This is a genomic window from Streptomyces sp. NPDC052079 (genome assembly GCF_040680275.1).
GTDB lineage: Bacteria > Actinomycetota > Actinomycetes > Streptomycetales > Streptomycetaceae > Streptomyces.
Genome location: NZ_JBFAWL010000016.1, coordinates 1 through 26,044 on the forward strand (window position 1 = coordinate 1; position 26,044 = coordinate 26,044).

General features: G+C 71.9%; 23 protein-coding genes. 8 read left to right on the plus strand and 15 right to left on the minus strand.

Annotated features, from left to right (window positions below):
* Positions 1-136: 136 nt before the first annotated feature.
* From AB0L56_RS22075 to lipB, 4 genes are all read right to left on the minus strand, one after another.
* A complete protein-coding gene (locus tag AB0L56_RS22075) occupies positions 137-838 on the minus strand; it encodes a DUF4191 domain-containing protein (protein WP_361036406.1) in 702 nt (233 codons plus the stop codon).
* Positions 839-910: 72 nt separating this feature from the next.
* Entirely contained in the window at positions 911-1,111 is a 201-nt protein-coding gene (locus tag AB0L56_RS22080) for a hypothetical protein (protein ID WP_361036409.1), read from the minus strand.
* 294 nt (positions 1,112-1,405) lie between these two features.
* Positions 1,406-2,371, minus strand: a complete 966-nt coding sequence (lipA, locus tag AB0L56_RS22085; protein ID WP_361036411.1) for a lipoyl synthase — start codon at positions 2,369-2,371, stop codon at positions 1,406-1,408.
* A 152-nt stretch (positions 2,372-2,523) separates the two neighbouring features.
* Positions 2,524-3,321: a lipoyl(octanoyl) transferase LipB gene (lipB, locus tag AB0L56_RS22090; RefSeq protein WP_361036414.1), complete on the minus strand. Its 798-nt coding sequence runs from the start codon at positions 3,319-3,321 to the stop codon at positions 2,524-2,526.
* Between the two features lie 309 nt (positions 3,322-3,630).
* Between lipB and AB0L56_RS22095 the strand changes: the two genes are divergently transcribed.
* A complete protein-coding gene (locus AB0L56_RS22095) occupies positions 3,631-5,100 on the plus strand; it encodes a regulator (RefSeq protein WP_365425588.1) in 1,470 nt (489 codons plus the stop codon).
* Positions 5,101-5,334: 234 nt separating this feature from the next.
* On the opposite strand, the gene AB0L56_RS22100 is transcribed toward AB0L56_RS22095, so the two are convergent.
* Positions 5,335-5,826: a GNAT family N-acetyltransferase gene (locus AB0L56_RS22100; protein WP_365425590.1), complete on the minus strand. Its 492-nt coding sequence runs from the start codon at positions 5,824-5,826 to the stop codon at positions 5,335-5,337.
* A 72-nt stretch (positions 5,827-5,898) separates the two neighbouring features.
* On the opposite strand from AB0L56_RS22100, the gene AB0L56_RS22105 reads away from it, so the two are divergent.
* Together AB0L56_RS22105 and AB0L56_RS22110 are read left to right on the plus strand one after the other, a co-directional pair.
* Positions 5,899-6,792: a TIGR01777 family oxidoreductase gene (locus AB0L56_RS22105; protein WP_365425592.1), complete on the plus strand. Its 894-nt coding sequence runs from the start codon at positions 5,899-5,901 to the stop codon at positions 6,790-6,792.
* 162 nt (positions 6,793-6,954) lie between these two features.
* Positions 6,955-8,307, plus strand: a complete 1,353-nt coding sequence (locus AB0L56_RS22110; RefSeq protein WP_365425594.1) for an NAD(P)/FAD-dependent oxidoreductase — start codon at positions 6,955-6,957, stop codon at positions 8,305-8,307.
* Positions 8,308-8,497: 190 nt separating this feature from the next.
* On the opposite strand, the gene AB0L56_RS22115 is transcribed toward AB0L56_RS22110, so the two are convergent.
* Positions 8,498-9,682, minus strand: a complete 1,185-nt coding sequence (locus AB0L56_RS22115; protein WP_361036429.1) for a MarP family serine protease — start codon at positions 9,680-9,682, stop codon at positions 8,498-8,500.
* Between the two features lie 197 nt (positions 9,683-9,879).
* Here AB0L56_RS22115 and AB0L56_RS22120 point away from each other — a divergent pair, with 197 nt between their 5' ends.
* Together AB0L56_RS22120 and AB0L56_RS22125 are read left to right on the plus strand one after the other, a co-directional pair.
* Positions 9,880-10,809 (plus strand): peptidoglycan recognition protein, encoded by a 930-nt coding sequence (locus AB0L56_RS22120; RefSeq protein WP_361036432.1) that lies wholly within the window; start codon positions 9,880-9,882, stop codon positions 10,807-10,809.
* Positions 10,793-10,969 (plus strand): hypothetical protein, encoded by a 177-nt coding sequence (locus tag AB0L56_RS22125; RefSeq protein WP_361036434.1) that lies wholly within the window; start codon positions 10,793-10,795, stop codon positions 10,967-10,969. The genes AB0L56_RS22120 and AB0L56_RS22125 overlap by 17 nt, the downstream gene beginning before the upstream one ends.
* A 26-nt stretch (positions 10,970-10,995) precedes the next feature.
* Here the strand turns inward: AB0L56_RS22125 and AB0L56_RS22130 are convergent, their stop codons facing one another.
* From AB0L56_RS22130 to AB0L56_RS22145, 4 genes are all read right to left on the minus strand, one after another.
* Positions 10,996-11,514, minus strand: a complete 519-nt coding sequence (locus AB0L56_RS22130) for a DUF4240 domain-containing protein (RefSeq protein WP_365425755.1) — start codon at positions 11,512-11,514, stop codon at positions 10,996-10,998.
* Positions 11,515-11,653: 139 nt separating this feature from the next.
* Entirely contained in the window at positions 11,654-12,628 is a 975-nt protein-coding gene (locus AB0L56_RS22135) for a YafY family protein (RefSeq protein WP_365425597.1), read from the minus strand.
* Positions 12,629-12,692: 64 nt separating this feature from the next.
* Positions 12,693-15,395 (minus strand): pyruvate dehydrogenase (acetyl-transferring), homodimeric type, encoded by a 2,703-nt coding sequence (aceE, locus tag AB0L56_RS22140; protein ID WP_365425599.1) that lies wholly within the window; start codon positions 15,393-15,395, stop codon positions 12,693-12,695.
* A 361-nt stretch (positions 15,396-15,756) separates the two neighbouring features.
* Entirely contained in the window at positions 15,757-16,380 is a 624-nt protein-coding gene (locus AB0L56_RS22145; RefSeq protein WP_189555461.1) for a GntR family transcriptional regulator, read from the minus strand.
* A 648-nt stretch (positions 16,381-17,028) separates the two neighbouring features.
* Between AB0L56_RS22145 and AB0L56_RS22150 the strand changes: the two genes are divergently transcribed.
* Positions 17,029-17,337 (plus strand): hypothetical protein, encoded by a 309-nt coding sequence (locus tag AB0L56_RS22150; RefSeq protein WP_361036443.1) that lies wholly within the window; start codon positions 17,029-17,031, stop codon positions 17,335-17,337.
* Between the two features lie 96 nt (positions 17,338-17,433).
* Here the strand turns inward: AB0L56_RS22150 and sucB are convergent, their stop codons facing one another.
* The 3 genes from sucB to AB0L56_RS22165 form a co-directional block, all read right to left on the minus strand.
* On the minus strand, positions 17,434-19,218 hold the full coding sequence (sucB, locus tag AB0L56_RS22155; RefSeq protein WP_365425601.1) for a 2-oxoglutarate dehydrogenase, E2 component, dihydrolipoamide succinyltransferase: 1,785 nt from the start codon (positions 19,216-19,218) through the stop codon (positions 17,434-17,436).
* A 61-nt stretch (positions 19,219-19,279) separates the two neighbouring features.
* Complete coding sequence (gene lpdA / locus AB0L56_RS22160) at positions 19,280-20,668, minus strand: dihydrolipoyl dehydrogenase (protein WP_361036449.1); 1,389 nt, start codon at positions 20,666-20,668, stop codon at positions 19,280-19,282.
* A 414-nt stretch (positions 20,669-21,082) separates the two neighbouring features.
* On the minus strand, positions 21,083-22,624 hold the full coding sequence (locus AB0L56_RS22165; RefSeq protein WP_365425604.1) for a leucyl aminopeptidase: 1,542 nt from the start codon (positions 22,622-22,624) through the stop codon (positions 21,083-21,085).
* Positions 22,625-22,928: 304 nt separating this feature from the next.
* Between AB0L56_RS22165 and AB0L56_RS22170 the strand changes: the two genes are divergently transcribed.
* The gene (locus tag AB0L56_RS22170; RefSeq protein WP_365425606.1) at positions 22,929-23,720 is read left to right on the plus strand and encodes an endo alpha-1,4 polygalactosaminidase; all 792 of its coding nucleotides are present in this window, start codon (positions 22,929-22,931) and stop codon (positions 23,718-23,720) included.
* Here the strand turns inward: AB0L56_RS22170 and AB0L56_RS22175 are convergent.
* Positions 23,680-24,285: an RDD family protein gene (locus tag AB0L56_RS22175; RefSeq protein ID WP_365425608.1), complete on the minus strand. Its 606-nt coding sequence runs from the start codon at positions 24,283-24,285 to the stop codon at positions 23,680-23,682. The genes AB0L56_RS22170 and AB0L56_RS22175 overlap by 41 nt on opposite strands.
* 82 nt (positions 24,286-24,367) lie before the next feature.
* Positions 24,368-25,156 (minus strand): adenosylcobinamide-GDP ribazoletransferase, encoded by a 789-nt coding sequence (locus AB0L56_RS22180; protein WP_365425610.1) that lies wholly within the window; start codon positions 25,154-25,156, stop codon positions 24,368-24,370.
* A gap of 60 nt (positions 25,157-25,216) precedes the next feature.
* Between AB0L56_RS22180 and AB0L56_RS22185 the strand changes: the two genes are divergently transcribed.
* Positions 25,217-25,957, plus strand: a complete 741-nt coding sequence (locus AB0L56_RS22185) for a hypothetical protein (protein ID WP_365425612.1) — start codon at positions 25,217-25,219, stop codon at positions 25,955-25,957.
* Positions 25,958-26,044 lie beyond the last annotated feature (87 nt).

Below are 26,044 nucleotides of genomic sequence, written 5' to 3' on the forward strand. Positions count from 1 at the left end.
GCCTTAGAGCTCCATCTGGAGGGGTATCCGGACTTCTGCATCACGTACGACGGGACGCGGCTGGACCCGGCGTCGGAACAGGTTCACGTCGATTGGAAGAAATTCCGGCGCCCCCCATCGTCGTACGGGAGCCGTCTCAGCGGCCGCGCGGTCCGCCCTTCGGCAGCTTCATGCCCTTGGGCATCGGGCCCTTCGGCAGCGGCATGTTGCTCATCAGGTCGCCCAGGGCGCGCAGCCGGTCGTTGGTCGCGGTGACCTGCGGGCCGGTGAGCACACGCGGAAGCTTGAGCATGGTCGTGCGTAGCTTCTTCAGCTCGACCTGGCCCTCGCCCGTGCCCACGATCAGATCGTGCACCGGGACGTCCGCGACGATGCGGTTCATCTTCTTCTTCTCGGCGGCCAGCAGGCTCTTCACCCGGTTCGGGTTACCCTCGGCGACCAGCACGATGCCGGCCTTGCCGACCGCCCGGTGCACCACGTCCTGGTTGCGGTTCATCGCCACCGCCGGGGTCGTCGTCCAGCCCCGGCCGATGTTGTCGAGCACGGCCGCGGCGGCGCCCGGCTGTCCCTCCATCTGCCCGAAGGCCGCTCGCTCGGCCCGGCGCCCGAACACGATCGCCGTCGCGAGGAAGGCGAGCACAAGGCCCAGGATGCCGAGATAGATGGGGTGCCCGATCAAGAAGCCGATCGCGAGGAAGACACCGAAGGTGACGATTCCGACAGCCGCGAGTACAAGACCGATCTTCTTGTCGGCCCTGCGGGTCATCTTGTAGGTCAGGGCGATCTGCTTCAGTCGCCCGGGGTTCGCAGCGTCCGCTGCGGTTTCCTTCCTCGCCATGCCATGAAGTCTACGTGTCCCCCCGTAGTGCCCTCGACGGCAGTGCCCGGGTGGCCGGGTTCGGTGGACGCGTCAGGGGCGGGTCTTCACGGTGCGGTCGAGGACGCGCTGGGTCTCGATCCGGTCCTTGGCACGGCGGCGGTCCTCGAGGACGGAGGTCCAGGCGTTGCGCCGGGCGGTGCGCTGGCCGCCGCTCATCAGCAGCGACTCGACGGCGCGCAACGCGGTGGTGAAGGACGGGATGGCGGTGGCGCGGACAGGCGCGGCCTGCATGGTGGAGGTCTCCCTCGATGCCGACGGGTAGGGGGTTTGCGTGCTGTGATTCCAGGCTCACTGACTGGTGTTACCAGGGCGTGACCGGCCGGTCAAACAGGGATGAAGCCTCCGTGCGGGGCCCGGAACGCCCACGCGGTCCCGACCTGTGCCCTCATCTGCGAGGACGGTCGGGACCGCGTGCTCTCGGCCATTACTGGCCGGTAGGGCCTTGTGCGTGAATTCACAGCCTGTCGGCGGGGGAGCGGGGGTAGTGCCCCGGGATGCCCCGCGACGGCTCTTCGTCGGCCGCGCTCAGACCGCCTGGGAGGCGACGTACGCGCCTCGCTTCTCGATGGCCATCCGGTAGAGCCGGCCGGCGCGGTAGGAGGAGCGGACCAGCGGGCCGGACATGACCCCGGAGAAGCCGATCTGCTCGGCCTCCTCCTTCAGCTCCACGAACTCGTGCGGCTTCACCCAGCGCTCCACGGGGTGGTGGCGCACGGAGGGCCGCAGATACTGGGTGATGGTGACCAGCTCGCAGCCGGCGTCGTGCAGCTGCCGCAGCGCCTCGCTGACCTCCTCGCGGGTCTCGCCCATGCCGAGGATCAGGTTGGACTTGGTGACCAGGCCGTAGTCGCGGGCCTCGGTGATCACCTTCAGCGAGCGGTCGTAGCGGAAGCCGGGGCGGATCCGCTTGAAGATCCGGGGGACCGTCTCGACGTTGTGCGCGAAGACCTCGGGGCGGGAGGAGAAGACCTCCGCGAGCTGCTCCGGGACCGCGTTGAAGTCCGGGGCCAGCAGCTCGACCTTGGTGCGGCCCTCGGCGCGGTCCGCCGTCTGCGCGTGGATCTGGCGCACGGTCTCCGCGTAGAGCCAGGCGCCGCCGTCCTCCAGGTCGTCGCGGGCGACGCCGGTGATGGTGGCGTAGTTCAGGTCCATGGTGACCACGGACTCGCCCACGCGGCGCGGCTCGTCACGGTCGAGCGCCTCCGGCTTGCCGGTGTCGATCTGGCAGAAGTCGCAGCGCCGGGTGCACTGGTCGCCGCCGATGAGGAAGGTGGCCTCGCGGTCCTCCCAGCACTCGTAGATGTTCGGACAGCCGGCTTCCTGGCAGACCGTGTGCAGTCCCTCGCTCTTGACGAGGTTCTGCATCTTGGAGTATTCGGGGCCCATTTTCGCCCGGGTCTTGATCCACTCGGGCTTGCGCTCGATGGGGGTCTGGCTGTTGCGGACCTCCAGGCGCAGCATCTTGCGTCCGTCGGGTGCGACTGCGGACACGACCGGCTCCCTAGCGATTGATTCTTCGGCGTGCTCAAGCGTACGCCGTTGATGTGAATGCCCGGCGAGGGTGTCGGCCTGCTGAGGGCAGCCGGCCCCCGTTACCGTCGGGGCCTGTTACGTCGTGGCGTGCAACGCCGGACGGGCGGCTTTTATGCCGGGGTTCTCTCGATTTCCCGTGGCTTGAGTTCGGCGTTCTCCAGGATGTCGCGGAGGTGGCGCTCTACGACGGGGAGCACGTCCTCGATGGTGATGTCGCGGCCCAGTTCGGCCGCGAGGGAGGCGACACCCGCGTCCCGGATTCCGCACGGGATGATCCTGTCGAACCACTTGTTGTCGGGGTTCACGTTCAGCGCGAAGCCGTGCATCGTGACGCCCTTGGCCACGCGGATGCCGATCGCCGCGATCTTGCGGTCCTCGCGGCGCTGGCCGGCGTTGGAGGGTGCGTACTCCGGGCCGTTGAGGCGGGGGTCGAACTCGTCGTCGTGCAGCCGGGGGTCGAAGTCGAGGGCGAGGCCGCCGAGTGCGGGGCGCTGCTCGACCGGGTCGCCGAGGACCCAGACGCCGCTGCGGCCCTCGACCCGGGTGGTCTCCAGGCCGAACTCCGCGCAGGTGCGGATCAGGGCCTCCTCCAGGCGGCGGACGTGCGCGACCACGTCCACCGGGCGGGGCAGCTTCTGGATGGGGTAGCCCACCAGCTGGCCGGGGCCGTGCCAGGTGATCTTGCCGCCGCGGTCCACGTCGATGACCGGGGTGCCGTCGAGGGGGCGCTCGCTTGCCTCGGTGCGGCGGCCTGCGGTGTAGACCGGGGGGTGCTCCAGGAGGATCACGGTGTCGGGCACCTCGTCGGCGAACCGTGCCGCGTGCACCCGGCGTTGCTCGTCCCAGGCTGTCTGATAGTCGACGGCCTCGGCTCCGAAGCCCATCCGGATGAACCGCAACTCACTCACCGCAAGCGCCTCCCTGGAAGGTCGTCGGGCGCGGAAGGCGCCCACGCCACTGTACGACCGTTCGAGGGGGTGGTGGTCGGGGGGCGGTTCTGTGGTGGGTCGGTGGGCGGTTCTGTGGTGGGTGGTTCTGTGGGTGGGCCGCCTTCGTCAGCTTTCGGGGGATTCTCACACGATCGGATGAATGGGGGGCGATCTTTACGATGGGGTGTTTACTCTCCGCTACATTCGCGCCGTCCCATGACGCCATAAGGGCTGCTCACAGGCAATCCGGGCACACCATTAGCCGGAAGGCAGGAGACCGCACCGCAGATGACGGAACGACCCGCGCAGCGCACCCCCAACCGACAGCTCGCCGCGCTCATCGCAGAAGCGGGGTTCTCCAACGCGGGACTCGCCCGTCGCGTGGACCAACTCGGTCTCGAACACGGGCTCGACCTGAGATACGACAAGACATCCGTGACACGCTGGCTGCGTGGCCAGCAGCCGAGGGGGACGACGCCGGCGCTGATCGCCGAGGTCTTCACCCGGCGTCTCGGGCGCCGCCTGACCGCCCAGGACCTGGGGCTGGACGCCTGCGCTCCCGTCTACGCGGGACTGGAGTTCGCGGCCACACCGGAAGAGGCCGTCGACATCGTCAGCGGGCTGTGGCGCAAGGACTCCGGCAGCCATGCGGAGCTGCGCAAGATCGCCTTCACGTCGGCGGGGCTGGTGGTGCCGAGCCGGGACTGGCTGATCGGGCGGGCCGACGACAAGGTGGCCCGTGCGGAGGCGCCGCCGGTGCGGGTGCCCGCGCAGGGGCGGACTGCGGCCCGGGCGGTCGTGCCGCCGTCCGCGCTCGCCGCCCGTCGGGGCGGTGCGGCGGAACGGGGGCCCGGACACCGGGTCAGCGGCGGTGACATCGCCGCGCTGCGGTCGGTGGGAGAGCTGTTCCGCACCCTCGACGACGCGTACGGGGGCGGGCACGCCCGCCAGGCCCTGGTGCGGTACCTGGAGCACGAGTGCGAGCCCATGCTGCGGGGCACCTACGGCGAGCAGACCGGGCGCCGGCTGTTCGCCGCCGCAGCGGATCTGACCCGGCTGGCCGGGTGGACGTCGTACGACATCGCCGCGCACGGGCTCGCGCAGCGCTACTTCGTGCAGGCGCTGCGGCTCGCGCAGGCGGCGGGGGACCGGGCCTACGGTGCGTATGTCCTGGTCACCATGAGCCGGCAGGCCGTCTACCTCGGGCACGGGCGGGAGGCGGTGCAGCTCGCCCGGGTCGCCCAGCAGGGGGCGGGGGGTTCCGCGCCGCCCGCTGTGCAGGCGCTGCTGCACGCCGCGGAGGCGCGGGGGCACGCGGTGCTGGGGGAGGTGCGGGCGTGCACGGCCTCGCTGGTGCGCGCGGAACGTGCGCTGGAGGGGGCGCGGGTCGGGGACGACGTGCCGTACTGGGCGCGCTTCTTCGACGAGGCGCAGCTCGCGGACGAGTTCGGGCACTGTCACCGGGATCTGCAGCAGTACCGGGCCGCCGCGCAGCATGCGGAGCGTTCGCTGCAACTGCGGGCGCCGGGGTATGCGCGCAGCCGGCTCTTCTGCCGGGTGGTGCTGGCCACGGCCCGGCTGGGGCTTGGCGAGCTCGACCAGGCCTGCCAGCTGGCGGCGGAGGCGGCGGCGCAGGCGGCCGAGATGCGGTCCGTGCGGGCGGTGGAGTACGTCCGTGACTTCGAGCGGAAACTGGAGCCATACCGGGATGCGGCTCCCGTGCGTACGTATCGGGACAGGACTGCGGCCTATGTGTGAGGGGGTGCGCGTTGTATGCCTGCGGCGCCTCTTTCCCGTCGGTGGGGGTGCGCGTAGCGCCCACGGATGGTGAGTGGTGCTGGGCCGGGTCGGGGGTGTCCGTCCTCGGACTGGCGCGATTGGGCTTGTCGGTGGGGGTGAGGGTGCGGACGCGCCAGTCGCTGCGGGCGGGCACCCCCGCCCCGTCCCCTCCTCGCCGTGGGCGGGCTGCTCGGATCCGTCGCGTGTGCGCCGTCAGATCAGGGGGCGGCCCATCATGATGTCGTCGACGTAGGCGCCGTCCAGGTAGAACTCGCCCGGCTGGATGCCTTCGACTATGAATCCCTCGGACTCGTAGAGCTTGCGGGCGGCGGTGTTGTGGCCGAGTACGCGCAGGGTGATTCGGCGGGCGCCGCGGTTTCTGGCCTCCGCGACGGCGGCCTGTACCAGGGCGCGGCCTACGCCGAGGCCGCGTGCCTCCGCGACTACGGCGAGGCCGCGGATCTGCCGTACGTGCGCGTTGGAGGCTAGTGCGGTGGGGTGGCCGAGGCGGATGTAGCCCACGAGCCGTCCGCGGTGCTCGGCGACCCTGTGGTCTCCGGGGCCGGAGTGTTCGCTGAAGAATGAGTCGTACGGGGGCTGGGGCGGCGGGGTTACGGCGTGTACGGGGGACCAGGTCTCATGGTCGATGCGGGCCAGTTCGCCCTCGTCGTCGGGGCGGGCGATGCGTATGTGGGGCTCGGGCATGGGGGCCACTGTACGACCGGAATGCCCCGGCACTTCCGTGATTTATGGGTGTTGAGGGGCAGGATGGACGCCATGGAACGAGCGCGAATCGCGGTGGCCGGGGCGTCCGGGCTCATCGGCGGGGCCCTGGCCCGGTCCCTTGCGGCGGACGGGCACACGGTGGTGCGGCTGGTACGGCGGGCGCCCGAGGGGCCGGACGAGGTCCGGTGGGATCCGGAGCGGGGGTTCGTCGACGCCGAAGGGCTCGCGGGGTGCGACGCCGTGGTGAACCTTGCGGGTGCCGGCATCGGCGACCGGCGCTGGACGGAGGCGTACAAGGAGCGGATCCGCGCCGGACGGGTGCGGGGCACCGCGGCACTCGCCGAGGCCATCGCCGGGCTGCCCGGGGACGTGCGGCCACGGGTGTTCCTGAACGGCAGCGCGATCGGCTACTACGGCGAGACCGGTCACCGGCCGGTCGACGAGAGCGCCCGACCCGGTACGGGTTTCCTGCCGGAACTGTGCGTGGAGTGGGAGCAGGCCGCGCTGGGGGCGGGGGTGCGGACGGTGTTCGCGCGGACCGGGCTGGTGGTGGCGCGCGGGGGTGGGGCGTGGGGCCGACTGTTTCCGGTTTTTCGGGCGGGGCTCGGTGGGCGGTTGGGCGACGGGGCCCAGTACTGGTCGTTCATCGCCCTGCACGATGAGGTGGCGGCCCTGCGTCATCTTCTCGACCACGAGGGGCTGTCCGGTCCGTTCAACCTGACGTCCCCGCATCCGGTCACCAACCGTGAGATCACCGCGGTGATGGCCCGGGTGCTGCGCCGGCCGGCGGTGTTCGCGGTGCCCGCGCCGGTGCTGCGCGCGGTCCTCGGTGAGATGGCCGGGGAGGTGCTCGGGAGCGCCCGGGTGCTGCCGACGCGGCTGCTGGAGTCGGGCTTCCGGTTCGCGTTCCCCCGGATCGAGGGGGCGGTGCGGGCGGCACTGTGACCCTATGGCGTGTGTGTGCGACCGTCGTGCGCCTGTGCACTGCCCATGCGCGACTGACCCGGTGACCGATCACGGTCCTAACCTCGTCCAGAACTCGGGTATCCCTGGGGCCTGCTGAGGGCATGACGTCTCCAGCGCCCGCGCAACCTCGAGGAGGGGCACGTGCTCGACCCCACGTACCAGGCGGACGTCGTCGTGGTGGGAGCCGGGATCGCCGGACTCTCCGCGGCGCGACGACTGACCAGCGCAGGAGTCACCACCGTCGTCCTGGAGACAGCCCACGAGGTGGGCGGTCGTATGGCGACCGAGAAGGTCGACGGCTTCCGGCTCGACAGGATCGGGCGGTTGCTGTCCACGGCGCATCCTGAACTTCGGCCGGGACGGGAAGGGCCGGCGCTGCTGCCCTTCGAGCCCGGGGTTCTGCTGCACAGCGACGGACGCCACCATCGTGCGGGTGTCCAGGCGGGGACGAGGGCCTGCGGCACCAGGAGCGCACTCCATGCGGTACGCGCCCTTGCGAGCGCCCCCCGGGCGGGGTCCGTGCCCCGCAGCCGCAGCGGCGCCCCGCTGGGCACGGCGATGGACCAGGCTCGGCTGGGGGCCGCGCTCGCCCGGCTCGCGGGCACGCCCGTCGAACGGCTGCTGGCCCGGCCCGAGCTGCCCGCTGCCGAGGCGCTGGCGGCCCGGGGCCTGCCCGCCCGCACCATCGACGGCTTTCTGCGCCCGCTCCTCGCCGCCCTGCTGTGCGACCCGAATCTCACCACGTCCAGCCGGTGCGCGGATCTGGCGCTGCACGCGTTCGCGAGCGGGCGGCTGTGTCTGCCGGAGGGCGGCGCGGAGGCGTTGCCGCAGCAGCTGGCGCGGATGCTGCCGCCCGGCTCGGTGCACACGGGGGTGCGGGTCACGTCCGTGTCGACGACGTCGGTGACGACCGCCGAACACGGGGAGTTCCGGTGCAGCGCGGTGCTGATCGCCACCGGTGCGCGGGCGGCGGCCGAACTGCTGCCGGGGTTGCGGGTACCGGACTTCCACCCGGTGACCGTGGTGCACCACACCACCGACGAGCCGCCCGGCACCGGTGCGTCGCTGCTGCTGGACGCCGACCGGGGCGGGCCGGTCGCCTACACGGCCGTCGTGAGCCGGGTCGACCCGTCCCGGGCACCGGCCGGCCGCACCCTGGTGACCTCCACGGTGCTGGGCCCCCCGGCGCCGGGGACCGACACGGCCGTACGAATGCACCTGGCGCGGCTGTACGGGGTGTCGACGGCGCGCTGGGAGACGCTGGCCGTGCGCCACACCGCCGAGGCGGTGCCCGCGATGCGCCCGCCGCTCGACCTGCGGCGGCCGGTGCGGCTGCTGGCCGGGCTGTATGTGTGCGGGGACCACCGGGACACCGGGACGGTCGAGGGCGCCCTGCGGTCGGCTCAGCGGGCCACGGACGCGTTGCTGGCCGACCTGGGGGTGAACCGGCCGCTGCACACGGCGGATCCGGTGCCGACCGCCCGGGCGGCGTGAGGGCCACCTCAGGAGGTCACCAGCGGGCCCGTGTCCACCGGTCGCTGTACGTGTGCGGGGACGGTCGAGGGCGCCCTGCGGTCGGCCCGGCGGGCCGCGGCTGCGCTGCTGGCCGACCTGGGGGTGAACCGGCCGCTGCACTCGGCGGATCCGGTGTCTACGGCCCGGGCGGCGTGAAAGCCGCGCCGCGTCAGGAGGTCACCAGCGGGCCCGTGTCCACCGGTGCCGTCGCGTCCGCCGCGCGCTTCGCGTCGTCCGCCACCTCGTCGGCCGTCAGGACGTAGCCGGTCTCGGCGTCCGAGGTGGAGCGCGCGAACACCATGCCGTACACCCGGCCGCCGGTGGTCAGCAGCGGGCCGCCGGAGTTGCCGGGGCGGACGGTGGAGCGGATGGAGTAGATCTCCCGGGTGACCGTGGCGTCGTTGTAGATGTTCTGCCCGCGCGCCTGCACCCGGTTGGCGACCGTAGCCGCCTGCAGGTTCAGGTCGCCGTCCTGCGGGTAGCCCGCGACCACCGCGGAATCGCCGCGGTCGGCGTCGTCGTCGAACTTCAGCACCGGCGCCCGCAGATCCGGCACATACAGCACGGCCACGTCCTTGCGCGGGTCGAAGAGCACCACCCGTGCCTCGTACGTCCGCCCGACCCCGCCCACGCGCACGGTCGGCTCGTCGATGCCGGCCACCACGTGGGCGTTGGTCATGACATGCTCCCGCGCGTACACGAAGCCGCTGCCCTCGCGGCCCTGGGTGCCGGCGATGCCCTCCACCTTCACCGTGCCCCGCTGCGCGGCGCGGGTGGCCGCCGCGGTGACGCTGTCGCCGGTGGGCGCGGCGACCTCGGCCGTCGACTCGTTCTCGAACGGGTTGAACACCTGCGGGAAACCCGCCTCCGTGAGCGCCGAGGTGGCCCCCGAGAACCAGCCCGGGGTGGTGTCCGGCATCGTGTCCTGCACCGCGCCCAGCAGCCGCGAGTCCCGGATCGCCGACGTGACCAGCGGGGATGAGGACACGCCCAGCACGCTCGCCGCCACCCACGCCACGATCAGCACCGCAACCGAGTTGGCCACCGCCCCGCCGACCCCGTCCGCCACCCTCAGCGGCCCCCGGTCCAGCTCCCGCCGCAGCCTGAGCGCCAGCCGCCCCGCCAGCTCATGGCCCACCACCGCCGGCAGCAGCACCGTGAACACCGCCGTCACCGTCGCCCGGGTGGTCCCCGGCGTCACCAGGTCCATGATCCACGGCAGGATCCACACGCCGACGACCGCACCGCCCACAAAACCGGCCAGTGAGACACAGCCGGCCAGCAGCCCGCGCCGGTAACCGGACGCCGCGTAGGCCAGGACGACCAGCAACAGCAGGATGTCGAGCAGGTCCACGCATGCCGCCTTTCTCTCGGGACCACCGGACCCATCAATACGGGGCGGAGGGGCCCGTTGATCAGCCGCGCGCGGTCCGGCGGCCGGAAGGCGGCGGACACGCGCGCACTGGGGAAACGTCACGGACCAGGACGATGGTTCCACCGTGTGGCACACCACAGATCGCGGACCACGCCGATCGGCCCCACAGTGACATCATGCGTGTCCCCAGACGACAGCGCGGAGCGCGGAGACGCCGCTCCCCGCGGATACCCGGCGCGGAGCGAGGTCTGCCCGCAGCCGCCAAGGCCGCGCTCGGCTGTGTGCCGGGCGTGGCCGCCGCCGTCGCCCTGGTCCTGTGCGCGTACGGCGTCGAACGGGCCGCCGGGTCCGCCGGCGCCGCCTCCGCCGCCGCCCGGACGGCCCCCGCCTTCCAGGCCCCCCGGCCGCCGATCCTGCCCCGCTCGGCCTGGCTCGGCGACGGCGCCCGCGAGCAGCCGCCGCCGCGCTACGACGACACGGTCGTCGCCGTGTTCATCCACCACACCGACTCGCCCAACGACTACGACTGCGCGGACGCGCCCGGCATCATCAAGACCCTGTACGAGGGCCAGACCGTCGGCCGCGCCTGGGACGACCTCGGCTACAACTTCGTCGTCGACCGCTGCGGCATCATCTACGAGGGCCGCGCCGGAGGCACCGACCTGCCCGTCACCGGCGCCCACACCCAGGGCTTCAATCACCGCAGCACCGGCATCGCCGCCCTCGGCACCTTCACCGAGGGAGTGCACGTGCCCGAGGAGATGCTGCGGTCGATCGCCGCCCTGTCCGCCTGGAAGCTCGGCACATCCGGCACCGACCCGCTCGGCGAGGTGCAGTTGGTCTCCAGCAACGGCGCCAGCCGCTACGCCGCCGGCACCACCGCCACGCTGCACACGATCGCCGGACACAGCGACGGCTACATGACCAGCTGCCCGGGCGCCGCCCTCCAGGCCCGCCTCCCGGACATCAGGACCCTCGCCGCCCGCATCCAGGGCCGCGAGACCGCACAACAGGCCACTCGGAAGGACATCCGCGACCACCTACAGCCCGCCCTGAAACAGAACCCCACACAGAACGAAGAGCAGACCCATGAGCGACACCCTTGACCGAAGTACCAGCTGGGGGGACGCCCTGCGCCGCCCCTGGGCGGCGCTGTGCGCCGCCGCCGCCGTAGTCCTCGGCCCGGCGTGCCACACCGCCTCCGCCCTCATGCAGGCCAACGCCGCACCCCTGCGTCACACCCCGAGCCCGCACCGGCGTCTGTGAACCGCGCTGCGCGCGCCGTCCGCGGCTCAGTACCCGAACCGTTCCCAGAGCCGCGGATAGCGCTCCGCGAGCAGCGCCTTGTTCTCGAAGTCGAGCGGTGTGCCCTCCGGCTCCGCCGGAGCCGGAGGCAGCTGGAGATCGGGTGCCACCGTCCCGGTGAGCTGCTCGTACGCCTCGTCCGCCGCGTAACCCAGCTCCTCGCCGTCGCCGTCGAACTCCTCGTCGAAGTCGTCCAGCAGGTCGGCGAGCGCGTCCGGATCGTGCAGAGCGCCCTCGAACACCTCCCGGCCCTGGCCGATCAGCCAGCACCGGAAGTAGTCGAAGGCGTCGTCGCTCGCCCCGCCCAGCAGCACCCACGCGGCGCCCCACAGGTCCCAGCGGTAGGCGCGGTGGTAGCGGGACTCGAAGTGACGGGCGAAGTCCAGCACGGCCTCCGGGTCCAGCCGTACCAGCCGCTCCACGAGCAGATCCGCCTGCTCCTCCGGATCACCCTCGGCGTCCTCCCGGGCGGCGTCCACCAGTTCCCAGAACTCCGTCTCGTCCATCACGGGTCAAGCATCGGGCCTAAGCCCTCTGGACGCACCCGCAGTGCACAAGGGGCGCGGGGAACTGTGCAAAGGGGGCCTGGGGGCGAAGCCCCCAGGTTCGGGACGGGAAGGGGCGGCGGGGGCGAAAAACCCGGGCCTACGCCCCGTACATCTCCGCCAGCCGCGCAGCGTCCCGCACGAACCGCTCCCGCAACTCCGCAGGCGCCAGCACCTCCACCTCCGCCCCCAACGCTGTCAGCTGCCCATGGGCGACCTCCAACGACTCCACCGGCAACGTCACCGTCACCCACCCGCCGCAGTCCGGCGCACCCGCCCGCGCCAACGCCTCCCGCGCGGACAGCGCATCCACGACGTGCGGCAACCGGCGCACCCCCTCCGACGACAGCCGCACCACCACCTCCGCCCGCAGAATCGACCGCGCGAACTCCTCCGCCCGCTCCTCCCAGAACGCCGGAAGATCGAACGACTCCGCGCGCTCGAAGCGCCCCTCGCCCGCCTCCACCGCGGTGAACCGATCGATCCGGTACACCCGGAAGGCCCCGCCCCCAGCCACCCGCGCGCACAGATACCAGGCACCCGCCTTGAGCACGAGCCCATACGGCTCCAGCTCCCGCTCCACCTCGTCCTCGCCGCGCCGGTACCGGGCGGTGATCCGCCGGTCGTCCCACACCGCCTCCGCGACCGCCGGCAGCAGTACGGGCGTCGCCGGCTCGTGGAACCAGTTCGGGGCGTCCAGATGGAACCGCTGCGCCGCCGTGCGGGAGGCGTCCCGGAGGGAGGGCAGCAGGGCGGCCGACACCTTCAGCCGGGCCGCCGAGGCCGCGTCCTCCAGCCCCATCTCGCGCAGCGCCCCCGGCACCCCGGACAGAAACAGCGCCTCCGCCTCACTGCGGGCCAGCCCGGTCAGCCGCGTCCGGTAGCCGCCGACCAGCCGGTAGCCGCCGATCCGCCCCCGGTCCGCGTACACCGGCACCCCGGCCTCCGACAGCGCCTGCGCGTCCCGGGTGACCGTGCGCTCCGACACCTCCAGCTCCCGCGCCAGCTCGGCGGCGGTCATCGAGGGCCGGGACTGCAGCAGCAGCACCATTCTGATCAGCCGGGCAGCACGCATGCGCCCCATCATGCAAGAGACCCCCGCCGGACGGGGCGGGGGTCTCTTGCCGAGTGAGCGGGCCTTACAGGCCGTACTTCTCGCGCGCTTCCTTCACGTCCGTGGCCTTGACCTCGCCGCGCCGGGCGAGCTGGGCCAGGGCCGCGACGACGATGGACTCGGCGTCGACACCGAAGTGGCGGCGGGCCGCGTCACGGGTGTCCGACAGACCGAAGCCGTCGGCTCCCAGCGACGTGTAGTCCTGCTCGACCCACTGCGCGATCTGGTCCGGGACCTGACGCATGTAGTCGGAGACCGCCAGCACCGGGCCCTCCGCACCGTGCAGCGCCCGCCGCACGAACGGCACCCGGTCCTCGCCCCGCAGCAGCGCCTCGTCCGCCTCCATGGCGTCCCGGCGCAGCTCGGTCCACGAGGTCGCCGACCACACGTCGGCGGCCACACCCCACTCCTCTGCGAGCAGCTGCTGCGCCTTCAGCGCCCAGTGGATCGCCGTACCGGAGCCGAGCAGCTGGATGCGCGGTGCGTTCGCGACGGGGGTCAGGCCCGCGGACTCCGCCGTGTTGAAGCGGTACAGCCCCTTGACGATGCCCTCGTCGATGCCGGCCGTCTGCGGCTTGGCGGGCTGCGGGAGCGGCTCGTTGTAGACCGTCAGGTAGTAGAAGACGTTCTGGTCCTCGTCCGGCTTGCCCTCGCCGAACATCCGGCGCAGACCCTCCTTGACGATGACACCGATCTCGTACGCGAACGCCGGGTCGTACGTCAGGGCCGCCGGGTTGGTCGCCGCGATGACCGGGGAGTGGCCGTCGGCGTGCTGGAGGCCCTCGCCGGTCAGCGTGGTGCGGCCCGCGGTGGCGCCGACCAGGAAGCCGCGGCCGAGCTGGTCGCCGAGCTGCCACATCTGGTCGCCGGTGCGCTGCCAGCCGAACATCGAGTAGTAGATGTAGAACGGGATCATCGTCTCGCCGTGCGTCGCGTACGACGTCGAGGCGGCGATGAACTCGGCCATGGCGCCGGCCTCGGTGATCCCCTCGTTGAAGATCTGGCCGTTCTTGGCTTCCTTGTAGTACATCAGCTGGTCGCGGTCGACCGGCTCGTACGTCTGGCCCATCGGCGAGTAGATGCCGAGGGACGGGAAGAGGCTCTCCATGCCGAAGGTGCGCGCCTCGTCGGGGACGATCGGCACCCAGCGCCTGCCGGTCTCCTTGTCGCGGACCAGGTCCTTGACCAGGCGGACGAAGGCCATGGTGGTGGCCACGTTCTGCGAACCGGAGCCCTTGTCGAAGGCGGCGAACGCCTTGTCGGCGGGCTGCGGCAGCGGAGCGACCGGGTGGACGCGGCGGGCCGGGGCCGGACCGCCGAGAGCCGCGCGGCGCTCCTGGAGGTAGCGGACCTCGGGGGAGTCGGCGCCCGGGTGGCCGTAGGGGACCACCCCGTCGACGAACCGGGAGTCCGGGATCGGCAGTTCCAGCCGGTCGCGCATCGCCTTGAACTCGTCCACCGTCAGCTTCTTCATCTGGTGGTTGGCGTTCTTCGAGGCGAAGCCCTCACCGAGGGTGTGGCCCTTCACGGTCTGCGCCAGGATCACGGTCGGCGCGCCCTTGTGGGCGAGCGCGGCCTTGTACGCGGCGTACACCTTGCGGGACTCGTGGCCGCCGCGGGAGAGGTGGAAGCACTCGAGGATCTTGTCGTCGCTCAGCAGCTTCGCCATCTCGGCGAGCGCCGGGTCCTTGCCGAAGAAGTCCTCGCGGATGTATGCGGCGTCGCGCGTCTGGTACGTCTGCACCTGCGCGTCCGGTACCTCGCGGAGCCGGCGGACGAGGGCGCCGGTGGTGTCGAGCCGGAACAGCTCGTCCCACGCCGTGCCCCAGAGCGTCTTGATGACGTTCCAGCCGGCGCCGCGGAACTGGGCCTCCAGCTCCTGCACGATCTTGAAGTTGGCGCGGACCGGTCCGTCGAGGCGCTGCAGGTTGCAGTTGATGACGAAGGTCAGGTTGTCGAGCTGCTCGCGGGAGGCGAGGGTGAGCGCGGTCGTCGACTCGGGCTCGTCCATCTCGCCGTCACCGAGGAACGCCCAGACGTGCGAGTCGGAGACGTCCTTGATACCGCGGCTGGTCAGATAGCGGTTGAAGCGCGCCTGGTAGATCGCGGAGATCGGCCCCAGGCCCATCGACACGGTGGGGAACTCCCACAGCCAGGGCAGCCGGCGCGGGTGCGGGTACGACGGCAGTCCGTTGCCGCCCGCCTCACGGCGGAAGTTGTCGAGCTGCTCCTCGCCGATCCGTCCGTCGAGGAAGGCACGGGCGTAGATGCCCGGGGAGGCGTGGCCCTGGATGTAGAGCTGGTCGCCCGAGCCGTCGCCCTCCTTGCCGCGGAAGAAGTGGTTGAAGCCCGTCTCGTACAGCCAGGCCGCGGAGGCGAACGTGGCGATGTGGCCGCCGACGCCGTACTTGCTGCCGCGGGTCACCATGGCGGCCGCGTTCCAGCGGTTCCAGGCGGTGATCCGCTGCTCCATCGCCTCGTCGCCGTCCACGGCGGGCTCGGCGGAGGTGGGGATGGTGTTGACGTGGTCGGTCTCGAGGAGCTTCGGCAGCGTGATGCCGGCTCCCTCGGCGCGCTCCAGAGTGCGGCGCATCAGGTACGCGGCACGGTGCGGCCCGGCCGCCTTGGTGACGGCGTCCAGGGAGGCCTGCCACTCGGCGGTCTCCTCGGGGTCGCGGTCCGGGAGCTGGTCGAGCTCGCTCGGCTGGATGGCCTTGGGGTCGGTCATGTCGCCGCCTTCCTCAGTCGAAGGGGGTTCCCTCATCGGTAAGGGTTGGGGTGCCCTTGGTCTTTGGCAGGACAGGGCGGGGACTTCGGTGGAAGTCCGTGGCGACAATAACTCCCTGATCGATGATCGATCAAAGGATGTAGGGCCAAATTCTCTTGATCACGAGAAAGTCGGCACGGGGTGTCTCCGATGGTGGCACGCGGTGACTGTTTTTCCGGGCGTTTGCGCAGGTGAGGGCGCGTGTGCGCGGAAGAGCAAGGGCCCCCCGAAGGGGCGCGGGGAACTGCGCAAAATGGGGGTCTGGGGGCGAAGCCCCCAGGACGGGACGGGAAGGGGCGGCGGGGGCGAAACAACCCCCCGCCTACGCCCGCGGCGCGCACCCCAGCACATGCGCCTTCACCAGCTCCGCAATCCGCGGATCCCGCCGCCGGAACGCCGCCACCAGCTCCTCATGCTCCTCCGCATACGACTGCTGCACCGTCCCCAGCCACCGTATCGACAGCGCCGTGAACACCTCGATCCCCAGCCCCTCCCACGTGTGCAGCAGCACCGAGTTCCCCGCCGCCCGCACCAACTCCCGGTGGAACGCCACCGTGTGCCGCACCTGCCCGGTCCCGTCCGCCAGCCGGTCCGCCTCGTACAGCGCGGCGACATGCGGCTCCAGCGCCGAGCAGTCCTCCGCCAGCCGCCCCGCCGCCAGCTCCGCGGCGATCGCCTCCAGACCGGCCCGGACGGGGTAGCTCTCCTCCAGGTCGGCGGCCGTCAGATTCCGCACCCGTACGCCCTTGTTCGGCGCGGACTCGATCAGCCGCAGGGACTCCAGCTCGCGCAGCGCCTCACGGACGGGTGTCTGGCTGACCTCGAGCTCCGTCGCGATCCGCCGCTCCACGATCCGCTCGCCCGGCTTCCATCGTCCGCTGATGATCCCTTCCAGGATGTGCTCGCGGATCTGTTCGCGCAGCGAGTGGACGACGGGCGCGGTCATGAGGGCTCCTTAGGAAGGGGCCCCACAGGCCCCCGGGGGGCTTTGACGTTTAGACAATACGGCCGTGAACCCACGCCACAGGGGCGCACAGGGGCGCTTTCGCCCAGGTGAGACGAGGCTTACACGCCGTCCCCTCTGAGCCGACCAGGTGACTTTGTGTGATGATCTGACCGGTAATGCGTGTTGTGCGCCGCGAACGAGTCGTCCGTTCTGAAAATGATCCTGCGATTTTTCCCTCGATCAGATGGGACAAGAACGACGATGATGCGAGACAAACGGCCCAGACCCGCGCCCGCGCGAGTCTCGGCCCGACGACACGGTCTTCGACTGGGGGGCGCGATGATCTTCGCCGTCGCCCTTGTCGGCGTTTCGCCGTCCGGTGTCGTGGCGGCCCCCGGCGTCAGCTGGGACGGCACCGACCCCGGTAAGTGCGGCTACGACCACTACGACCCCTGCAAGGGCGAACGCGGACCCTCCGGTCCTCCTGGGCCCTCCGGTCCCCCCGGACCCTCCGGTCCTCCCGGGCCTTCCGGTCCTCCCGGACCCTCCGGTCCTCCTGGAGCCGACGGCTCTCCTGGACCCTCCGGTCCCCCCGGACCCTCCGGTTCTCCCGGACCCAGCGGTCCTCCCGGACCTGCCGGGCCATGCGTGAGCATCGACAGCTACAACCGCGGCTCCCAGCAGTACACCGGCGTCATCAACCCCGACAGTGAGATCCGGGTCGGCACCCGGTCCCTCCAGGCCAACGTGGGCATGTACACGTGGACGGACCTGTCGGACAACGTGCGCGCCCCGATGAACGCCTGCACCATCACGGTGACCGAGCAGGGGAACACGCTGAACGTGCAGGTGATCACCACCACCGGCGCGGTGGTCGAGACGTTCTGCAGCGTCCCCGGCAACCAGCTCGTGTGCAACGACCCGTGGACCGCGGTCGTCCCGCAGCCACCGGCGTGACCCCGAACGGAACACGGGCCCCACGCCCGTGAACGCAGGTGCCCCCACCCGGGAACTCCGGGTGGGGGCACAGGCGTATGCCTCGGCGGACGACGTCTACAGGCCGAGCTCGACCTCGAACTCGCCGGCCTCCAGGATCGCCTTGACCGCCGTCAGGTAACGGGCCGCGTCGGCACCGTCCACCAGGCGGTGGTCGTAGGAGAGGGTCAGGTAGGTCATGTCGCGGACGGCGATGACCGTGCCCTCCTCCGTCTCGATGGCGGCCGGACGCTTCACCGTGGCGCCGATGCCGAGGATCGCGACCTGGCCCGGAGGCACGATGATCGTGTCGAACAGCGCGCCGCGCGAACCGGTGTTGCTGATGGTGAAGGTCGCGCCGGACAGCTCGTCCGGGGTGATCCTGTTGCCGCGGACCTTGCCCGCCAGCTCCGCCGTGGCCTTGGCGATGCCGGCCAGGTTGAGGTCACCGGCGTTCTTGATGACCGGGGTCATCAGGCCCTTCTCGGAGTCCACCGCGATACCGATGTTCTCGGTGTCGAAGTAGGTGATGGTCCCCTCGGCCTCGTTGATCCTGGCGTTGATCGACGCGTGGGCCTTCAGCGCCTGGGCCGCGGCCTTGACGAAGAACGGCATCGGGGAGAGCTTGACGCCCTCACGGGCCGCGAACGCGTCCTTGGCGCGGGCGCGCAGCTTCATCAGACGGGTGACGTCGACCTCGACCACCGTGGACAGCTGGGCCTGCTCGTGCAGGGCCTTGACCATGTTGTCGCCGATGACCTTGCGGATCCGCGGCATCTTCACGGTCTGACCGCGCAGCGGCGAGGCCTCCAGGGAGGGGGCCTTCTTCGCGGCGGGCGCGGCAGGGGCGGCGGCCGGAGCCGCAGCGGCGGCCTTCGCGGCCTCGGCGGCGGCGAGGACGTCCTGCTTGCGGATGCGGCCGCCGACGCCGGTGCCCTTGACGGTGGACAGGTCGACGCCGTTCTCGGCGGCGAGCTTGCGCACCAGCGGGGTCACGTAGGCGCCCTCGTCCGTGGCCTGCGCGGCAGCCGGGGCCGGAGCCGCGGGAGCCTGCGGGGCCGGGGCCGGAGCGGGCGCCGGGGCGGCCGGAGCCGGAGCGGCCTGCTGCGGAACGGGAGCCGGAGCCGGGGCCGGGGCGGGCTGCGCCGGGGCCTGGGGCGCGGCCGGGGCCGGGGCGGGCGCGGGCTGCGCCGGGGCCTCGGGGGCGGCCGGGGCGGGCGCCGCGGCCGGAGCGGCACCGGCCTCGCCGATGACGGCGAGCTTGGCGCCGACCTCGGCCGTCTCGTCCTCGCCGACCACGATCTCCAGCAGCGTGCCGGACGCGGGGGCGGGGATCTCGGTGTCGACCTTGTCCGTCGACACCTCCAGCAGCGGCTCGTCGGCCTCGACGGTGTCACCGACCGACTTCAGCCAGCGGGTGACGGTGCCCTCGGTGACGGACTCGCCGAGCGCCGGCAGGACCACGTCCGTGCCCTGCGCGGAACCGCCGCCGGCCGCGGCCTCGGCGGTGGGCGCCGGAGCCGGGGCGGGCTGCTCGGTGGACGGCTGGGCCTGCGGGGCCGGGGCCGGAGCCGGCGGGGCCGCCTGCTCGGCGGCGGGCGCCTCGGTGGCCGCGGGGGCGCCGCTGCCGTCCTCGATCAGCGCCAGCTCGGCGCCGACCTCGACGGTCTCGTCCTCGGCGACCTTGATGGAGGTCAGCACGCCGGAGGCAGGGGCCGGGATCTCGGTGTCGACCTTGTCGGTCGACACCTCGAGCAGCGGCTCGTCGGCCTCGACGCGCTCGCCCTCGGCCTTCAGCCAGCGGGTGACAGTGCCCTCGGTGACGCTCTCGCCGAGCGCCGGAAGGGTTACGGAAACCGCCATGGTTTCGGTTGCTCCTTAGAAGTGCGGAAGTCTGTGTCGTCGCGCCCGGTGACCGAGGGCGTCAGTCGTGCGCGTGGAGGGGCTTTCCGGCCAGGGCCAGGTGGGCCTCGCCGAGTGCCTCGCTCTGCGTCGGGTGGGCGTGGATCAGCTGGGCGACCTCGGCCGGCAGCGCCTCCCAGTTGTAGATCAGCTGGGCCTCGCCGACCTGCTCGCCCATGCGGTCGCCAACCATGTGGACGCCGACCACCGCACCGTCCTTGACCTGGACGAGCTTGATCTCGCCCGTGGTCTGGAGGATCTTGCTCCTGCCGTTGCCCGCCAGGTTGTACTTCAGGGCGACGACCTTGTCCGCACCGTAGATCTCCTTGGCCTTGGCCTCGGTGATGCCCACGGAGGCGACCTCGGGGTGGCAGTAGGTCACCCGGGGGACGCCGTCGTAGTCGATCGGGACGGTCTTCAGACCGGCCAGCCGCTCCGCCACGAGGATGCCCTCCGCGAAGCCCACGTGGGCGAGCTGGAGGGTCGGGACCAGGTCACCGACGGCGGAGATGGTCGGAACGTTGGTGCGCATGTACTCGTCGACGAGGACGTAGCCGCGGTCCATGGCGACCCCGGCCTCCTCGTAGCCCAGGCCCTGGGAGACCGGGCCGCGGCCGATGGCGACGAGCAGGATCTCGGCCTCGAACTCCTTGCCGTCGGCGAGGGTGACCTTGACCCCGTCCTGGGTGTACTCCGCCTTCTGGAAGAAGGTGCCCAGGTTGAACTTGATGCCGCGCTTGCGGAACGCGCGCTCCAGCAGCTTGGAGGAGTTCTCGTCCTCGACCGGGACGAGGTGCTTCAGACCCTCGACGATCGTCACCTCGGTGCCGAACGACTTCCACGCGGAGGCGAACTCGACGCCGATGACGCCGCCGCCCAGGATGATCGCGGACTTCGGCACGCGGTCCAGGACGAGGGCGTGGTCGGAGGAGATGATCCGGTCGCCGTCGATGGTCAGGCCCGGCAGCGACTTCGGCACGGAACCGGTCGCGAGCAGGATGTGCCGGCCCTGGATGCGTTGGCCGTTCACGTCCACCGAGGTCGGGGAGGACAGCCGGCCCTCACCCTCGATGTACGTCACCTTGCGGGAGGCGATGAGACCCTGCAGGCCCTTGTACAGACCGGAGACGACCCCGTCCTTGTACTTGTGGACGCCCGCGATGTCGATGCCCTCGAAGGTCGCCTTGACACCGACCGCCTCGCTCTCGCGGGCCTGGTCGGCGATCTCGCCGGCGTGCAGCAGGGCCTTGGTGGGAATGCATCCCCGGTGCAGGCAGGTACCGCCGACCTTGTCCTTCTCGATCAGGGCGACGTCCAGGCCCAGCTGTGCCCCGCGCAGGGCCGCGGCGTATCCACCGCTGCCACCGCCGAGGATCACTAGGTCGAAAACGGTGCTGGCGTCGTTCGCCACGTCACGTCCTCCATGCATGTGCGCCACGCCGGTCTCCAGTGACCGGTCGGCGGCTGGTGTCCGGCCGCTCATTGTTCTCGGCCCTTAGGTGGGGCCCTGTCCTGCCGAGCCCTATCCTCGCACTTGTCGAGGGCGTAAGAGACGCCGGGCCGTGGTGTGAGACGTCCCACTTCTGGCGACGGGACTCGGGGCCTCTCGTTCAGACCATGCCGCGGACGCGGGGCCCGGCACGCGCGTCCGCGGCGTTGACGTCGGTCGCCAGGGCTCTTGCCCTGGCGCCCTCCTCTGCCTCGCAGTTGCACGCGCCGGGCCCTGCTCACGGTGCCGGCCAGGCACCGCCGGTTCCCCGCGGCATGATCCGGACGACAGCCCCTCGCCCTACCCGCGCGCGAGGCCCCGTCATCCGAGGCGGCGTCAGCTCAGGTCGCCGGCGGCGGCCTGCTCCGCGAGGCGCACCAGGGTGCGCACCCCCGAACCCGTACCGCCCTTGGGCGTGTAACCGAACGGGCCGCCCTCGTTGAAGGCCGGACCCGCGATGTCGAGGTGCGCCCAGGTGATGCCCTCGCCGACGAACTCGCGCAGGAACAGGCCGGCGACCAGCCCGCCGCCCATCCGCTCACCCATGTTCGCGATGTCGGCGGTGGCCGAGTCCATCCCCTTGCGCAGGTGCTCCGGCAGCGGCATCTGCCAGGCCGGCTCGCCGGCCTCCTCGGCGGCCTCGTGCACCGCGGAGCGGAACGCGTCGTCGTTCGCCATGATCCCGAACGTGCGGTTGCCCAGCGCCAGCACCATCGCACCGGTCAGGGTCGCGACGTCCACGATGGCGTCCGGGTTCTCCTGCGAGGCGGCCCACAGCGCGTCCGCGAGGACCAGACGGCCCTCGGCGTCGGTGTTGAGCACCTCCACGGTCTTGCCGCTGAACATGCGCAGCACGTCGCCCGGGCGGGTCGCCGTACCGGACGGCATGTTCTCGGCCAGCGCCAGCCAGCCGGTGATGTTGACCTCGAGGCCCAGGCGGGCGGCGGCGACGACCGCGGCGAACACGGCGGCGGCACCGCTCATGTCGCACTTCATCGTCTCGTTGTGGCCGGCCGGCTTCAGCGAGATGCCGCCGGAGTCGTAGGTGATGCCCTTGCCGACGAGGGCGAGGTGCTTCTTCGCCTTGGGCGAGGTGTACGACAGCTTCACCAGACGCGGGGCGGACGCCGACCCGGCGCCGACGCCGAGGATGCCGCCGTACCCGCCCTTGGCCAGGGCCTTCTCGTCGAGCACCTGCACCTTGATGCCGTGCTCCTTGGCCGCCGCCTGGGCGATGGCCGCGAAAGCCTCCGGGTTGAGGTCGTTCGGCGGCATGTTGACCAGGTCGCGGGCACGGTTGAGCTCCTCGGCGACGGCGGTGGCGCGCTCGACGGCGGCCTTGTACGCCTTGTCGCGGGGCTTGCCGCCCAGCAGCGCCGCCTCGGCGAGCGGGGCCTTGCCGTTCTTGCCCTTCCCGGCGGAGTCGCCGCTTTCCTTGTAGGCGTCGAAGGAGTACGCGCCGAGCAGCACGCCCTCCGCGACCGCGCCGGCGTCGGCCGCGTCCGCCAGGGGCAGCGCGAACGCGGCCTTCTTGGTGCCGGAGAGGGCGCGGGCGGCCACACCGGCCGCCTTGCGCAGCGCCTCGGCGTCGTAGCCGGAGTCCTTCTCGGGCTGGGCGCCGAGGCCCACCGCCACCACGAGCGGCGCCTTGAAGCCGGCCGGCGCGGGGAGCTTCGTCACCTCGCCCTCGGCACCGGACGCGCCGAGAGTCTCCAGGACGCCGGCGAGCCCGCCGTCGTACGCCTGGTCCACGGCCTCGGCGCCCGGTGCGACGACCGGGCCTCCGGGCTGTGCGGCAGAGCCCTTGGCGACACCGATGACGATCGCGTCGGCCCGCAGGCCGGGGACCGCGGCGGTGCTGAGAGTGAGAGCAGTCACGGTGGTGAAATCTCGCTTCCGATGTGAAGTTGCTGTGGCCGAAACGTGTGGGTCGACCGGGCCCGGCAGCCGACCCTAATCGCGCTGTGCGGGTGCGGTCCCGCCGGGGCCATCCCCGGTGCGGCGAACACTCGGCACGAGACTACGCGCGTCTGTGCGTCCCCTCATTCCTGCGGGGGCTCACCCTTTGGTGACGTTCCGGCCATGTCCGGGACCCCGTCGGCGCACCGCCGGGCGGACACGATCATCCTTGAAGTCCCTGTACGGCGGCCACGCCGCCGCCTGTCCCCCTGGAGGACGCCCGGTGCGACGACCGTCCCTGCTTGTCACGCTGCTCGCCCTGCTGCTGGCGGCCTGCACCACCGCGCCGGGGCCCGACGCTAAGGCGCCGCCCGGCGACCGCTGGCGGCCCCGGCCCGGCACGGCCTGGCAGTGGCAGCTCAGCGGGCGGCTCGACACCTCCGTCGACGTCCCGGTCTACGACATCGACGGCTTCGACCACTCCGCGGACACGGTCGCCGAACTGCACCGTGACGGCCGCAAGGTCATCTGCTACCTCTCCACCGGCGCCTGGGAGGAGTTCCGCCCGGACGCCGGCGACTTCCCCGAGGCGGTGATCGGCCGGGGCAACGGCTGGGAGGGCGAGCGCTGGCTCGACATCCGCCGCGTCGACGTACTGGAGCCGCTCATGGCGCGGCGCCTCGACATGTGCCGCGACAAGGGCTTCGACGCGGTCGAGCCGGACAACATGGACGGCTACCGCAACCGCACCGGCTTCCCGCTCACCGCCGGCGACCAGTTGCGCTACAACCGCCTCGTGGCCCGGCTCGCCCACGAGCGGGGACTGGCCGTCGGGCTGAAGAACGATCTCGGCCAGATCCCGGAGCTGGTCGGTGACTTCGACTTCGCTGTCAACGAACAGTGCGCCCAGTACGGCGAGTGCGCCGAGCTGACCCCGTTCGTCGAGGCCGACAAGGCCGTCTTCCACGTCGAGTACGAGCTGCCCACCCGCCGCTTCTGCGCCGACTCCCGGCGCCTGAAGCTGAGTTCACTGCTCAAGCGGTACGCACTGGATGCGTGGCGTCGGGCCTGCTGAGGCCGAGGCCGGTCACGGCGGTGCCCGCCACCCGGTCGGCGAGGGAGCGTCGCGCGGGGCCCAGCACGGGCAGCGCGTTGAACAGGAAGAGGGCCACCGCGACCGCCCACACCAGGACCGACAGCGCGATCTGCCCCTCCACCAGCAGGACACAGGCCACGGCGTACACGGCGACGTCCGTGGCCGTGGTCACCGCCGCCCTGCGCGCCGCCCGTCCGGGCCTGCGCGGGGTGACCTTCAGCCCGGTCAGCGCCTTGCCGACGGTGCGCCCGGCGAGGGTGAGGCACGCCCACTGGTAGAGGAACATGGCGACGATCAGCAGCCCGAAGGCCTGCTCGACGTAGAGCACCGACTTGTTCCACAGGGACAGGCCGAATTCTTCCGAGGTGTCGACCACGTCACCGCGCGAGGTCAGCAGGTCGAAGCCGCCGCGGGCGGCGAGTTCGGGCACGTCGGTGACGAGCGCGGAGATCCGGTTGAAGGTGAGCACCGCGAGCGCCGAGGCCAGCGCCACGACCAGCGCGAAGTCGACGATCCAGGCCAGTGCACGACGAAACTTCGGCATCAACATCCCCCGATCTGTGATGAGTTCGGCGGACACGGTAGCCACGGGGCCCGGGGGACCGCAGAGGATCTCGGAGATCTTTTCAACCCAGTGACATGACGACGAGCGCGGTCGTCGCCGCGGTCTCCGCGAGCCCGCCGAACACGTCGCCGGTGACCCCTCCGAACCGGCGGACGCACGTCCGCAGCAGGAGTTCACCGGCGGCGACGGCCAGAACCACCGCGGCGACGGCCCGTACGACGTCGGACGCCCCCAGGAACGCGCCCCCGGCCGCGGCGGCCCCGGCCACCGCGAGGGCGACCGGCACCGCGCCCGCCGACGGCACCACGCCCGCGACCGCCGCGCCCAGCCCCTCCGGCCGCGCCGGCGGCACGCCCGCGCGGGCGGCCAGGGTGAGGGCCAGCCGTGCCACGACCGCCGACACCACGGCCGCCAGGGCCCCGTGCGCCCAGGAGTCCCCGTACGCCTGCGCCAGCGCGGCCGCCTGGGCCAGCAGGACCAGGACAAGCGTGATCACCCCGAACGGCCCGATGTCCGACTGCTTCATGATCCGCAGGGCGTCCTCGGCCGGCTTGCCGCTGCCGAGCCCGTCGGCGGTGTCGGCCAGTCCGTCGAGATGCAGGCCCCGGGTCAGGGCGGCCGGTACGGCGACGGTGGCCACGGCGGCGAGCGGCGCGCCCGCGCCGAGGACCAGCAACAGGCATCCCGCGGCGGCGGCCGCGGCGCCGACCGCAAGCCCGGCCAGCGGGGCGCACAGCATCCCCGCGCGCGCGGCCGGCCGGTCCCAGCGGGTGACCCGGACCGGGAGCACGGTGAGCGTGCCGAAGGCGAAGCGCAGACCGTCGACGGGGGAGGCGGAGGGGGCGGGCACCGGCGCAGACTACAGCTCGGTCGTCGGGGCGCCCACGACGGCCGTGGATAAAGTGCTCATATGGGACATTGGCTGGACCGGAACATCATCGAGCCGGGCAAGCTGCCGCTGCTCCTGGCGCTGTCCGCCTTTGTCCTCACGTTCGTCATCACCCGGGTCGTCACCCGTCTGATCCGGGCGGGAAAAGGCCCGTTCGGCAACGTCACGGCCGGCTCGGTGCACATCCACCACGTGGTGCCCGGTGTCATCCTCACCGTCGTCGGCGGCTTCGGCGCGGTGGCGGGCGGCCGGCACGGCTTCGGCTCGGTGCTCAGCGCGGTGCTGTTCGGCGTGGGCGTGGGGCTGGTCCTGGACGAGTTCGCGCTCATCCTGCATCTCGACGACGTGTACTGGACCGAGGCGGGCCGCAAGAGCGTGGAGATGGTCGTCCTCACCGCCGCCCTGGTCGGCCTGCTGCTGGCGGGCTTCACCCCGTTCGGCGTCAACGACCTGTCCGAGGACGAGCTCCAGAACCGTGCGGGCGTCGCCGGAACCGTGGGTGTGAACTTCCTCTTCGCGCTGATCGCGCTGAGCAAGGGCAAGGCGCGGCTCGCGGTCTTCGGCGTGATCATCCCGCTCGTGGCCCTGATCGGCTCGGTACGGCTGGCGCGGCCCGGATCCCTGTGGGCCCGGCGCTTCTACCGTCACCGCCCCCGCGCCCGGGCCCGGTCCATCCTGCGCTCCTACCGTCACGACCGCCGCTGGTCCGGCCCCCGCCGCGCCCTGGAGGACTGGCTGGGCGGCAAACCGGACGCACCTTAGGGACGCGAGGCGGTATCGCCCTGCGGCTCCGCCGCGCCCGGGCCCGGTCCATCCTGCGCTCCCACCGTCACGACCGCCGCTGGTCCG

Excerpts from the sequence above, each read along its gene's own strand:
- AB0L56_RS22125 (WP_361036434.1), top strand. The coding sequence starts at position 10,793 with ATGAGCGACACCCTTGACCGAAGTACCAGCTGGGGGGACGCCCTGCGC.
- sucB (WP_365425601.1), bottom strand. The coding sequence starts at position 19,218 with ATGGCGGTTTCCGTAACCCTTCCGGCGCTCGGCGAGAGCGTCACCGAG.
- AB0L56_RS22135 (WP_365425597.1), bottom strand. The coding sequence starts at position 12,628 with ATGCGTGCTGCCCGGCTGATCAGAATGGTGCTGCTGCTGCAGTCCCGG.
- AB0L56_RS22075 (WP_361036406.1), bottom strand. The coding sequence starts at position 838 with ATGGCGAGGAAGGAAACCGCAGCGGACGCTGCGAACCCCGGGCGACTG.
- AB0L56_RS22100 (WP_365425590.1), bottom strand. The coding sequence starts at position 5,826 with ATGCCCGAGCCCCACATACGCATCGCCCGCCCCGACGACGAGGGCGAA.
- AB0L56_RS22145 (WP_189555461.1), bottom strand. The coding sequence starts at position 16,380 with ATGACCGCGCCCGTCGTCCACTCGCTGCGCGAACAGATCCGCGAGCAC.
- AB0L56_RS22185 (WP_365425612.1), top strand. The coding sequence starts at position 25,217 with ATGGGACATTGGCTGGACCGGAACATCATCGAGCCGGGCAAGCTGCCG.
- AB0L56_RS22130 (WP_365425755.1), bottom strand. The coding sequence starts at position 11,514 with ATGGACGAGACGGAGTTCTGGGAACTGGTGGACGCCGCCCGGGAGGAC.
- AB0L56_RS22080 (WP_361036409.1), bottom strand. The coding sequence starts at position 1,111 with ATGCAGGCCGCGCCTGTCCGCGCCACCGCCATCCCGTCCTTCACCACC.
- AB0L56_RS22105 (WP_365425592.1), top strand. The coding sequence starts at position 5,899 with ATGGAACGAGCGCGAATCGCGGTGGCCGGGGCGTCCGGGCTCATCGGC.
- aceE (WP_365425599.1), bottom strand. The coding sequence starts at position 15,395 with ATGACCGACCCCAAGGCCATCCAGCCGAGCGAGCTCGACCAGCTCCCG.
- AB0L56_RS22175 (WP_365425608.1), bottom strand. The coding sequence starts at position 24,285 with ATGCCGAAGTTTCGTCGTGCACTGGCCTGGATCGTCGACTTCGCGCTG.
- AB0L56_RS22095 (WP_365425588.1), top strand. The coding sequence starts at position 3,631 with ATGACGGAACGACCCGCGCAGCGCACCCCCAACCGACAGCTCGCCGCG.
- AB0L56_RS22120 (WP_361036432.1), top strand. The coding sequence starts at position 9,880 with ATGCGTGTCCCCAGACGACAGCGCGGAGCGCGGAGACGCCGCTCCCCG.